The 11,475-nt window shown below is 40.8% G+C and carries 8 protein-coding genes; 6 read left to right on the top strand and 2 right to left on the bottom strand.

Features of this window, described 5'->3' with window-relative positions; translation table 11 throughout:
• Positions 1–17: 17 nt before the first annotated feature.
• A complete protein-coding gene (locus tag RCP16_RS12555; RefSeq protein WP_308640433.1) occupies positions 18–3,656 on the top strand; it encodes a hypothetical protein in 3,639 nt (1,212 codons plus the stop codon).
• 89 nt (positions 3,657–3,745) lie between these two features.
• On the opposite strand, the gene RCP16_RS12550 is transcribed toward RCP16_RS12555, so the two are convergent.
• Positions 3,746–4,192 (bottom strand): cytochrome c oxidase subunit II, encoded by a 447-nt coding sequence (locus RCP16_RS12550; protein ID WP_245703465.1) that lies wholly within the window; start codon positions 4,190–4,192, stop codon positions 3,746–3,748.
• A gap of 248 nt (positions 4,193–4,440) precedes the next feature.
• Between RCP16_RS12550 and RCP16_RS12545 the strand changes: the two genes are divergently transcribed.
• The 3 genes from RCP16_RS12545 (at position 4,441) to RCP16_RS12535 (ending at position 7,981) form a co-directional block, all read left to right on the top strand.
• Positions 4,441–6,813: an endonuclease MutS2 gene (locus RCP16_RS12545; RefSeq protein ID WP_308640432.1), complete on the top strand. Its 2,373-nt coding sequence runs from the start codon at positions 4,441–4,443 to the stop codon at positions 6,811–6,813.
• A gap of 107 nt (positions 6,814–6,920) precedes the next feature.
• Complete coding sequence (locus RCP16_RS12540) at positions 6,921–7,319, top strand: DUF350 domain-containing protein (RefSeq protein ID WP_137222510.1); 399 nt, start codon at positions 6,921–6,923, stop codon at positions 7,317–7,319.
• 41 nt (positions 7,320–7,360) lie between these two features.
• The gene (locus tag RCP16_RS12535) at positions 7,361–7,981 is read left to right on the top strand and encodes a hypothetical protein (RefSeq protein WP_069327275.1); all 621 of its coding nucleotides are present in this window, start codon (positions 7,361–7,363) and stop codon (positions 7,979–7,981) included.
• A 75-nt stretch (positions 7,982–8,056) separates the two neighbouring features.
• Here the strand turns inward: RCP16_RS12535 and RCP16_RS12530 are convergent, their stop codons facing one another.
• Positions 8,057–9,307 carry an NAD(P)/FAD-dependent oxidoreductase gene (locus tag RCP16_RS12530; protein WP_308640431.1) on the bottom strand — a complete coding sequence of 417 codons (1,251 nt, stop codon included), beginning with the start codon at positions 9,305–9,307 and terminating at the stop codon, positions 8,057–8,059.
• A 229-nt stretch (positions 9,308–9,536) separates the two neighbouring features.
• Here RCP16_RS12530 and RCP16_RS12525 point away from each other — a divergent pair, with 229 nt between their 5' ends.
• Positions 9,537–10,037 (top strand): Lrp/AsnC family transcriptional regulator, encoded by a 501-nt coding sequence (locus tag RCP16_RS12525; protein WP_069327277.1) that lies wholly within the window; start codon positions 9,537–9,539, stop codon positions 10,035–10,037.
• 90 nt (positions 10,038–10,127) lie between these two features.
• A complete protein-coding gene (locus RCP16_RS12520; protein WP_069327278.1) occupies positions 10,128–11,330 on the top strand; it encodes an aminotransferase class I/II-fold pyridoxal phosphate-dependent enzyme in 1,203 nt (400 codons plus the stop codon).
• The last annotated feature ends 145 nt before the right edge of the window (positions 11,331–11,475 follow it).

The raw sequence follows: 11,475 nt of genomic DNA, 5'->3' as shown, positions 1-11,475 counted from the left end.
TAAAGGAGGGCACGATTGTGACGACACCCGAACGCATTAGAGTAAACGTGGATATTTATGGAACAACTTATAAATTAGTTGGCACGAGTGCCGATTATATGAGACAAATTGCTCGTTATGTAGACGAGCATATGAACGATATATCGCAAGCCCATTCTCATTTAGATAAAGCCAAATTGGCTGTATTAGCAGCAGTACACATGGCAGAAGAATCAATTAATGCTCAAGTGAACCAATCCGAATTTGATCAAGCGATTGCAGAGCAACAGCGTTTAAATACAGAATTAGAGCAACTACAGACCGTACAAGCACAACAACAGGAATTAATACAGAAATTGCAACAGGAAAATAAACAACAAGTCAGTACTAATGAACAGTTGCAAAAGAGTGTTAAAGAAACATCGGCTCAATTGACACAGACTCAGCAAAAGCTGACGTCGACAGAAGGACAAAACAAACAATTACAACAACAAAACCAAGAACACAAATTAAATAATGAACAAATACAGCATAAATGGAAAATAGCAGAAGAAGCACTTCAAAAAGCATTGAAGTCGAATGTAGATCTAGAGCAGAATCTGCAACAAACAACAGAAAATTTACGCAGTGAGATTAACCTTTTGACTGAAAATGAAGAAGTTGCCAGTTTGCGAGTGATGGAGTTAGAAGAGCAAGTACAGCTTTTACAACAACAACATGATCGTATTCAACAAGATCATGCCGAACTGGAGGAAAATAATAACCGCACATTAACTGAATTAAAAGCGTTAGAAGAACAGCAACAGCTACTCACTAAAGAATTGTCTGAAGCGCAAGAAGAATCAGAGACATGGCGTGAATTGTCTGTACAACAAGAACAAGAGTTGCAGACTGTTCAGACAAATCTATCTACTGTGCAAGAGCAACAACAAGGATTAGAACAACAACTAAATACGTCTCAACAAGAATTGACACAGGTACAAGAGCAATTGAATACAGCGCAACAAGAAATAGAATCATCCAAAGAGGAATCGAATCGCTGGTATGAATTGGCGCAACAACAAGAGCAAGAAGTACAGAAAGTACAAGCCGAATTAACTCAAGTTCAAGAACAACGTCATACGTTAGAAGAACAAGCGAATGCTGCCAAAGAACAAATCTCTATTTTGCATCAACAATTAGCAGATGCCAAAAACGAAGTATCTGCAACCAAGCAAAGATTGGAAACGTGGCGTGAACTATCTGGTCAACAAGAACAGGAAGTTGCACGTATTCAAGCCGAATTATCTGAAGCACAAGAACAGCAAGTGGTACTCGAAGAGCAGCGTTTGGTAATCGAAGAACAACTGGGTGAATTGGAAGAACAGAAGTCAGAACTGGATCAGCAGTTAACAGAACTACGACAAGAAAATACAACGATCCAAGAAGAAGTATCTACATGGCACGAATTATCTGAACAACAAGAACAAGAATTACAGACTGTTCAAGCCGAACTGGCACAGGTACAAGAACAATATACAGCTCTGCAACAGCAGTACGATACTGTGCATGCAGAACATGAATCTTTACAAGCAACAAGTGAATTATTACGAACCGAGCATGAATCACTACAGAATCAAGCACAGACTTTACAAGAACAACAGACTCAGCTGAATGAACAATTATTTACACTTCAAGAAACATTAACACGGACGCAAGAAGAAGCACGTACATGGCGTGAATTATCGGGACAACAGGAACAAGAAGTGACTGATGTTCAAGCCGAATTAGCTCAAGTGCAAGAACAATATACAACATTACAACAACAGTCTGATCATATCCAGACCGAGCGTAATGATCTGGAAAATCAAGTGCATGTACTGGAAACAGAGCAGTCCGATCTACAGCAACAACTAGTAGAACTCCAAGAAACATTAACAGTAACGCAAGAAGAAGTTAGTACTTGGCATGAGTTATCTGCTCAACAAGAACAAGAAGTGACTCAAGTTCAAGCCGAACTAGCTCAGGTGCAAGAACAATATACAGCATTACAGCAACAGTCTAATCGTATCCAGACCGAACGTAATGATCTGGAAAATCAAGTGCATGTACTGGAAACAGAGCAATCGAATGTACAGCAACAACTAGCTGAACTACAAGCTACATTAACTACTGCACAAGAAGAAGCGACTACTTGGCGTGAATTATCGGATCAACAAGAACAAGAAGTAGCTCAGATGCAAATGGAATTATTAAATAGCCAAGAACAACGGGTATTGTTGCAACAGCAGTATGATGCTGCACAAGCAGAATATGAAGCTATGCAAGCGCAAGTGCACACATTAGAAGAACAGCAATCCGATCTCAGTCAACAATTAGTAGAGATCAAAGAAACATTAGCTGTTGCTCAAGAAGAAGCAGATACATGGCGTGAGCTATCTGGACAGCAAGAGCAAGAAGCCCAGCGGATTCAATCGGAATTAGTAGACACTCAAGAACAAGCGCGTACAGCAGAACAACAGCGAGCACAGTTAGAAGAGCAACATATCGCTCTGAATCAACAACTTCAGCAGACACAGCAAGAGTTGATCAGTGCACAAGAAGAAGCAGACACGTGGCGTGAACTGTCTAACCAGCAAGAGCAAGAAGTAGAGCAGGCTCAAGCCCAATCGTCTCAAATTCGTGAGCAGGTTGAGCAGTTGGAAGAGCAGTTGCGTGCACTGGAAGAACAACGTGCTCAACTGGAAACACAGCAATCGACACTGCATCAACAATTAGAAGGCATCCAACAACAGCTGACAACAGCCGAAGAAGAAGCGACAACATGGCGTGACCTTTCTACTCAACAAGAAGAGGAGGCTCATCGTCTTCAGGCTCAATTAACAGCGGCTCAAGCCGAGCGTGAGAATTTGGAAGAACAACTACGTGTGAATGAAGAGCAACGTCAGATGTTGGAATATCAATATCAGGACTTGGAAGAATTGCAATCGGAGCGTATTCATCAGTTGCAAGAATTACAGCAACAGAAATCGACGATTCAAGAAGAGATGGAAATGTGGCGTGAGCGTGTTAGTGAACAAGAAGATGAGCTGAATACAGTACAAGCACAATGGTCACAAGAACAGCAACATCATCAAGATGCACAAGCTCAAGTAGCAACATTGAATCAAGAATTGGTTTCTTTACAAGATAAGCTCGGGCAACAAGAGCATATTTTGCAAGAAGCGAATACCCATATCGATCAATGGAACAACCGATATACTCAACTGGAAGAAGATTATCGGACAGTGAGTCGTAATGAAGAAGGATATTTGGAAGAAATCGGGCGTTTAGAACAGCAAAGTCATCAGTTGCGTCAAGAGTTAAATGAATGGCAACAACGTATTCAGGAGACAGAACAAGTTCAACAACAGCAAGCCCAACAGATTTTACAGTTGGAACAACAAGAACGTGAATGGCTTGAACAGCAAGGACAACTGTCTACAGTAGAAGCGCAGAAGTCTGAAGAAATGCAAGAAATTTTGCAACAATATGAAGTGTCTTCACATCAATTGAGATTGGTTCATATTGAACTGGAAGATCAGCGTGAAGAGAAAGAACGTATTATCCGTGAACTTGAACAGCTTCGTGAACAGCATCATCGTTTGGAAATTGAGTACAATGAATGGATGGAATTGATCGAGCAGGATCAGAATTAGATAGCAAAATCCCTTTCTGCTTATCACTACGTATACTGGTGTAGTGAAACAGAAAGGGATTTTTTGGCTACTAAAATGAGTTCAGTCGATTAAGCTTCATCTACGATCAATTTGGCAACCATTGTGCTATGACCAGAACCACACATAATCGAGCAAGCAATATCGAATTGACCTGCTTCTTGTGGAGTGACGGTTGCTGTTGTATTTTGAGAATCAAGATCGACATTGAGAGCAGGAATCATCACGCCGTGATTACCTTGTACACTTTCAAAAACGATCTGTACAGGTTGCCCTTTTTTAACATGGTATTCTTTTTGATCAAATGCATAATTAGTCGCTTTGATCATCAATTGTTCTGTACCATCCGCAGGCGCTACGCCGGTCTCGGTGACACCGCTTTGTGGTGGATTAGTAGCAGACTCATTTTTTTGACCACAAGCAGATAAAAGAACCATAACAGCGATCATCATACTGACGATGATTAGTGTTCTTTTATAATGACTCATTTTGTGATTAGGGTTAGACGGTGTATACATGTATTATTCCTCCTATAGTGATATATGATGATAGTTGTTCGTAATATTCATAAATAGTATAACTCTGATCTACATAAAGAGTAACCGATATGATCAAAATTTAAATCAAATATGGCTAAATAAAGAAATGATAAGTCTAATGTATCATTTGGTATTTAAGTATTTTGTGAATATTTGGTCTAGATGTATAATAAGAAGTAGTGCATTATATTATAAAGTAATTTGTTAGTTAGAGGAGTGTCATTACGTTGAACGAAAAAATATTCCATACCATGCAGTATGGTCAAATTTTGAATACATTGTCTTCACATGCAGCCACTTCGATCGGTAAACGTACAGCGCTGGCGTTGCAACCGGATACGGATTTGGAGCATGTCAAAAAATTACTTCAAACGACGGATGAAGCGACATTAGTAGATCGCCTCAAAGGAACACCGCCTTTTGGTGGAATCGTTGATATTAGTGCGGCGGTTAGTCGTGCACGTATAGGTGGAACACTGAATCCAAGTGAATTATTAGGCATTGCAAATACAATCATGGGTGGTAGACGTGCACGTCGCCATGTTGAGATGGTACATGAAGAAAATCCTGTACCGATGCTAGCTGATCTAGTAGAACTGATCTCCGATCAACGTCCACTGGAAAAAGCGATTCGTGCTTGTATCGATGATTCTGCTCATGTGATGGATTCTGCAAGCCCTGAACTTGCCGCAGTACGTCGTGAACTACGCTCAGGCGAAGTTCGTATTCGGGAGAAGCTGGATAGTATGATCCGTTCTCAAAGTGTAGCCAAAATGTTGCAAGATCAATTAGTCACCATTCGTGGCGATCGCTTTGTCATTCCGGTCAAAGCGGAGTATCGTGCTCACTTTGGCGGTATCGTTCATGATCAGTCGGGTTCAGGAGCAACATTATTTATTGAGCCTGAAGCGATTGTAGCGATGAACAATAAGCTACGTGAAGCGAAGTTACGTGAAGAACGTGAGATCGAAGTGATTTTGCAGAAACTCACTGCGCAAGTATCCGATCAAGTTGAATTGCTGAATTATGATATTGATATTTTGGCAGACCTTGACTTTATTTTTGCCAAAGCTAAATTAGCTCGTTCGATGGACGCTACAATGCCGAAGATGAATGACCGTGGATTTTTGAAATTAAAAAAAGCACGTCATCCATTGATTCCGCTTGCTCATGTGGTACCTACGGATCTGGAACTGGGTAACGAACATACCAGTATTATTGTAACCGGGCCGAATACCGGTGGTAAAACAGTAACCTTAAAAACAGTCGGATTACTCAGTCTGATGGCGATGTCTGGTCTATTTATTCCAGCAGATGAAGGTAGTCAATTATGTGTGTTTGACGCAATCTATGCAGATATCGGTGATGAACAAAGTATCGAACAAAATCTGAGTACATTTTCAAGTCACATGACCAATATTATTTCAATTCTAGAACATATGACACCGAAAAGTCTGGTGCTCTTTGATGAATTGGGAGCAGGAACCGATCCCGCAGAAGGTTCAGCATTGGCGATTGCGATTTTGGAATATATTCATTCTCAAGGTTGTCGTATGATTGCTACGACTCACTTTAGCGAATTGAAAGCTTATGCTTATGATCGCAAAGGCGTGATTAATGCGAGTATGGAATTCGATGTCAATACACTTAGCCCTACGTATCGCTTATTGATTGGTGTACCGGGACGTAGTAATGCATTTGCTATCGCTTCACGCTTAGGATTATCTGAAAAGATTCTCGATGTGGCTCGTGGTGAAGTGGGCGAAGAAGATCAACGTGTTGAAAATATGATCGCTTCTCTCGAAAGCAATCGTCTGAGTGCTGAAGAAGATCGTAATACAGCAGCAACGTTACGATCGGATATGGAGAAATTACGTGGTCGTTATGAGCGTGATCTTGCCAAATTAGAAGAACAACGTGATAAACGTCTGGAAAAAGCCGATGAAGAAGCACGTGAAATTATCGAAAAAGCACGCAAAGAAGCCGATGAAGTGATTCGCTCTTTACGTCAGCTTGCTCAAGAAGAAGGAGCAGCTGTGAAAGATCACAAGCTGATTGCAGCTCGTAAGCAATTGGATGATGCGACTCCAGGGCAACGTACTAAGAAGAAATCAACGTCTTCAACCGAAGCGAAAAAAGTAAAACCACTGGGTCCTGGCGATGATGTTATGGTCTATAGTCTGAATCAACGTGGACATATCGTAGAATTATCAGGTACCAAAGAAGCTGTCGTACAAATGGGTATTTTGAAAATGAAAGTAGCATTAAGTGATCTAGAATTAGTGCAGTCAGCCGCTACGATCAATGCACAGCCCCAGAAGAAAGCAACAACGATCAAACGGTCACGCGAAGATAATATGCGTTCTGAGCTAGATCTACGGGGTGCGAATGTAGAAGAAGGATTAATGGAAGTGGATCGTTTTCTAGATGAAGCTTTTTTGGCTAATCTAGGGCAAATCTATATCATCCATGGTAAAGGCACAGGCGTACTGAGAACAGGGATTCAAGATTTCTTACGTCGTCATAAGCATGTCAAAAGTTTCCGTACTGGTGAATATAACGAAGGCGGTAACGGCGTAACTGTAGCCGTATTGAAATAATCCGGCTGAAACCATTGCAGCGTTCATGCGTAATGAATAGAAATGTCTGTAGATGATTTCAGTACCGGAAGGGGCTATGAGGTAGCGTGAAAGATTATATTGATCCGATGCTTGCACATCCGGTCGGGATGATGATCGGTTTTTTCTCGGTAGCTGTACTACAGCTTATCGTATTTTTATGGTGTTTCGAAATGGTCGCCAAATATAAGTGCTGGGATGAAATAAGACGCGGTAATGTAGCTGTCGCGATGGCAACAGGCGGTAAGATTTTTGGGATTTGTAATATTATGCGTTTTTCGATCGAAGCGCATAGTACAGTCTATGAAAGTCTTGGATGGTCTGTGATCGGTTTTCTTTTACTGCTAGCGGCTTACTTTATATTTGAATTTTTGACACCTGTATTTAAGATTGATGAAGAGATTGCAGCCGATAACAAAGCTGTTGGCTTAATCTCTATGATTATCTCTATATCCTTATCGTACGTGATAGGGGCAACTATTTTATAATAAGCTTGAACAGAAATATAAGCGATGAGAGGAATTACAACATGGATACAACAATATGTCCTTGGTGCGATAGTGAGATTGTATGGGACCCCGAATTTGGACCGGAAGAATTGTGCCCGCACTGTCATAATGAATTAAATGGTTATCGTACGCTTAATATTGCTTTAGATGAAGACGAAGATGAGGAATATGTTGAAGGCGGACAGAAGCCACCTGCTGAAGTTCGTAGAGCTCCTGTAGCCCCTGTTGCTCCGCAAGAAGAACAGCAACAATCGTTTGCATCACGTGCGACCAGCCTGTTAAATGATGCAGAGCTATTTACACAACCAAGTCTATCTTCACTCAAAACGATTGAGCAGTATGGTGATGAGAACTTTAATATGGTGCAATATGAAGAAAATGTAGAACAATTGCTCGATCAACAAGAAGAGATTCCACAATGTCCGCATTGTCAGGAATATATGTTGCTTGCAGGAACACAAGAGATGGGCGGAACTGGATTTACTCCTTTGCCTGCAACAGCTAATAATGTTGCGATCTTACCTTCTACATTTAAAGTCAATGTATATGTCTGTCCAAGTTGCTTCCATGTTCATCAAAGTCTGTGCGAAGATGAGCGTGTAGCGATTATTGATAAAATTACCAATCTTAACGAACAATAAGCCATTCAAATGTTATATAAAAAGCTCTTATTCTCGACCCGATGATGGTTGAGGATAAGAGCTTTTTGCTATCAATTACACAACAATATCGTCAACTGTTGCAGGGGAAGGCTTGGTTGTACGTGTTAAGCCAAACAGTTCTAATTCAGGACGTTCGATTCCAGTGATTGTATCCGCTAGTAATTGGGCTGCAATAGCGCTATAGACTGTTCCATTACCACCATATCCTTCTACAAAGTAACAGTGAGGATAATCTGGATGTCCACCGATATAAGGCAATCCATCACGGCTGGAACCAAATACAGCTGCCCAAGCATAATCGATTGACAACTCGCCTACATTTGGAAATAACGTCTGTACTTCTTCCAGTAATTTTTGCGATTGTTTTACCATTCGGACGTCACGCCATTCAGGATCAGTAAAAGGCTCATCCAATCCACCGACTACAATCCGATTATCCGCAGTGGTTCTCATATAAAGGTAAGGACGAGTCGTTTCCCAGACCATACTTTGTTCATGCCAACCTTTCCAGCTTTCTACAGGATTAGTCATAATCGCATAAGTGGTTTCTAGAAAAGCACCGCGTTCTTTTTTCATTTCTTGGGTCGCATAACCTGTTGCATAAATTACAGTACGGGCACGAATAGCGATATCGCCTGCATAACAGGTCACTCCTGTATCGTCTGCCACATGATTCGTAATTTCAACACCTTCATATAACTGTGCTCCATGATTCATCGCATCTGCCATCAATGCATGGATAAAGCGATATGGATTTACTTCAGCGTCACCATGAGTGTACAATCCGCCAGCTTTTTGAAAAGAGAAACGCTTCGCAATTTCTTCTTCATTCCAGTATTCTGCTTCAAATCCAAAACGTTTTAGATTTTCATACTCTTCTTTGAGCGCAGGTACATCTTCTGGGTTACTTGCATAATATAGACTACTGCGTGGGATTAATTGGGCATCGATCGGTAATGTTGGAGCAATATCGATCAGATATTCCATCGCTTGTTGGCACAGGCGGTAGAATAGTACACCATTTTGTTCACCAAATGTATTAATACAGGAAGTCATCATTTTATCATTCGTATATTGAAGTAAACCGGTATTGGCAACAGAGCTACCTTGACCGATTTTTGATTTTTCAACAAGTACTACATTGATACCTAGGTGTGCAAGTTCACGTGCTGATAAAGCTCCACCCATTCCGCCACCAATAATAAGTACATCACAGGAAATATTGTCATGTAACGCTTGATATTTCGGAGTTTCAGATTTAGGTAAAGTTTTGTCCCATGCGGTACGGTTAGTGTGCAGATCCATAATGTTTCGCTCCTCAAGGTATAATAATGTACTACCTATGCTGACTGTCTAAGTAATAAGATTAAGTAACCTGATTGTTATCCCCTTGAAGCAGTTCGCTCAGATAATCGTTTGACAGAAGTATAGAAGCACGTCAGCAGCAGGCAATGATCAAATCAAAGGGTTGGCAGAAATGGGCGATTCATGTCATACTTATGATTAATCTTGCGCACTTGGAGGCTATTACGTTATGAAAGAATTGAGCGACCTTAAATTACAAATATTAGATTTGTTAAAAGAAGATGCAAGACGCACACCACAACTTCTTTCTACCTTACTTGGTGTCGATGAAGCAGAAGTGACTCAAGCGATTCGTGAATTAGAAGATGAGCATGTGATTGTGAAATACACATCTGTGGTGAACTGGAGTAAAGTCGATGATGAGAAAGTCACAGCATTAATCGAAGTACAGATTACACCGGAACGTGGTAGAGGATTTGAAGGAATAGCAGAACGCATTTATTTGTATCCACAAGTAAAATCGGTCTATTTAATGTCTGGCGCGTATGATCTTCTAGTTGAAGTCGAAGGAACCAATTTGAAAGAAGTAGCAAGCTTCGTTTCAGATCGTTTATCTCCTATTGAATCGGTATTGTCTACCAAAACTCACTTTATACTTAAAAAATATAAGCAGGATGGCATTATCTTCGAAGAACATGAAGATGACCGTCGCCTGATCATTTCTCCATAAACGTAACCAATATCGTTATACCCATCTATATTAGATAAGAGTAGAACAAATCGCGCTTAGATTATAAAGCGCTGAAGGAAGAGGATTGCCATGATTGTGAATAATGAACAACAGACCGGATCATCCAAGTCGATGACTTCTTACCTTTCTCCATTGGTTCAAGATATTAAGCCTTCCGGTATTCGGAAGTTTTTTGATCTGGTGAGTGCGAGTAAAGATATTATTACGTTAGGTGTAGGGGAACCTGATTTTATTACACCGTGGCATGTACGTGAAGCATGCGTCTATTCGTTAGAGCGTGGATATACACGTTATACGTCTAATGCCGGAATGCCTGAACTTCGTGAAGCTATTTCAGGTTATCTGGAAAATGAATTTAAAACCGCATACGATCCCAAAGACGAGATTCTGGTTACTGTCGGTGGTAGTGAAGCGATCGATTTAGCTCTTCGTGCATTGATTACACCGGGTGATGAGATTCTAATCCCTGAACCTTGTTATATCTCTTATTCACCGATTACAGCGATTGGTGGAGGTATCCCTGTTGGTATTGAGACCTTTGCTAAAGACAATTTCAAATTAACAGCGGAAGCACTTGAAGCACAGATTACGCCACGTTCCAAAATTTTGATTTTGTGCTATCCAAGTAATCCGACAGGTGCGATTATGACCTATGAAGATTGGTTGCCGATCGCTAAAGTAGTAGAAAAGCATGATCTGATTGTAATTTCAGATGAAATTTATGCTGAACTGACGTATGGCACCAAGCATGTTAGCTTTGCATCTGTACCGGGTATGCAAGAACGGACGATTTTGGTTAGTGGATTTTCCAAAGCTTTTGCGATGACCGGCTGGCGGATGGGTTATGCTTGCGGACATCGTGATTTGATTTCAGCGATGCTCAAAATTCACCAATACACAGTAATGTGTGCTCCTGTAATGGGACAAGTGGCAGCACTTGAAGCTTTAACAAATGGATTAGGTGAAAAAGATAAGATGGTCGAGTCGTATAATCGTCGTCGCCGTCTGATTGTCGATGGATTCCGGAGTATCGGTCTGGAATGTCATGAACCTCAAGGTGCTTTTTATGCTTTTCCAAGTATCCAGAATACAGGGCTGACTTCGGAAGAGTTCGCGCAACAGCTTCTGGTTGAGGGCAAAGTTGCAGCAGTTCCGGGCACTGTTTTTGGACTAGGTGGAGAAGGATTTATTCGCTGTTCTTATGCTACATCTGTCGCACAATTAAGTGAAGCATTGGAAAGAATAGGTTCCTTTGTAGCTAAAATAAAATAATTGTCACATAATCTTCTTTTTTCCTTGAATTAACAATTTTCCTGCTTTCATTTGCTCGATCCTATGATATAATGGGTCTTTGGAAGCAGGAAATCATGTCTCAAGGGAGGGGATTGTTTGTATTGTGCCGAATATAATTTGCCAG

Source organism: Paenibacillus nuruki (assembly GCF_963311185.1).
In the GTDB taxonomy this organism is placed as follows: Bacteria; Bacillota; Bacilli; order Paenibacillales; family Paenibacillaceae; genus Saccharibacillus; species Saccharibacillus nuruki.
The sequence above is the reverse complement of the archived record's forward strand: the minus strand, read 5'-3'. Positions and strand labels throughout refer to the sequence as shown.

What these genes read in the sequence shown, in the direction of transcription:
- RCP16_RS12550 (WP_245703465.1), bottom strand. Translation starts at nt 4,192, where the DNA reads ATGTATACACCGTCTAACCCTAATCACAAAATGAGTCATTATAAAAGA.
- RCP16_RS12540 (WP_137222510.1), top strand. Translation starts at nt 6,921, where the DNA reads ATGCTTGCACATCCGGTCGGGATGATGATCGGTTTTTTCTCGGTAGCT.
- RCP16_RS12535 (WP_069327275.1), top strand. Translation starts at nt 7,361, where the DNA reads ATGGATACAACAATATGTCCTTGGTGCGATAGTGAGATTGTATGGGAC.
- RCP16_RS12530 (WP_308640431.1), bottom strand. Translation starts at nt 9,307, where the DNA reads ATGGATCTGCACACTAACCGTACCGCATGGGACAAAACTTTACCTAAA.
- RCP16_RS12525 (WP_069327277.1), top strand. Translation starts at nt 9,537, where the DNA reads ATGAAAGAATTGAGCGACCTTAAATTACAAATATTAGATTTGTTAAAA.
- RCP16_RS12520 (WP_069327278.1), top strand. Translation starts at nt 10,128, where the DNA reads ATGATTGTGAATAATGAACAACAGACCGGATCATCCAAGTCGATGACT.